Below are 552 nucleotides of genomic sequence, written 5' to 3'. Positions count from 1 at the left end.
GTACGCCCTCGGCTCTTAACGCTTGCTCTAGCTCTCTGTCTCCTCCTCCAATCCAAGTAATGTCTAATTGGCGATTGAGTGCAAATCGATTCAAGCAACGGAGTGTGTTAAGTAAAAATTGAGGGTCTTTCTGTGGTGCGACACGCCCTAAAACAACAATGTTCAATGCAGCTTGATGGTTTCTGCCGACACGCGTCGCACTTTGATAAGAAACGTAGTTGTTCAGCAGTTCCGCTCGTTTTGCTCCAATGCTAATGGCTAAATCACATTCGCGCTGACTGCAGCCTGCCACCACGTCAATTTTGTTGAGCATCACCTTTTCTAAAGCTTTGTATAGTTGGCGAGCGAAGCCTGAAATATCTTCTCGTTCAAACGCATAGCAGTGCGGGGTATACACCAAGCGGGCGTGGTTGAGTTTCAAAAATCGACCTAAAAACCCGGCTTTGCTAGAGTGCAAGTGCACAATATTGGGTTTTATGTCATTGATGGTTTGATTGGCGTCTCGCACAAACTGCAGAAGCCCACCTTCCACCCATTTCGTTTGAGCAAAAA

The 552-nt window shown here is 46.6% G+C and carries 1 protein-coding gene; it reads right to left on the bottom strand.

What is annotated here, in order from left to right; translation table 11 throughout:
* A partial coding sequence (locus R7Q09_RS27630) for a glycosyltransferase (RefSeq protein ID WP_318144144.1) occupies positions 1–552 on the bottom strand: 552 nt, incomplete at both ends.

This window comes from Vibrio sp. 2130-1, assembly GCF_033339515.1.
The sequence above is the reverse complement of the archived record's forward strand: the minus strand, read 5'-3'. Positions and strand labels throughout refer to the sequence as shown.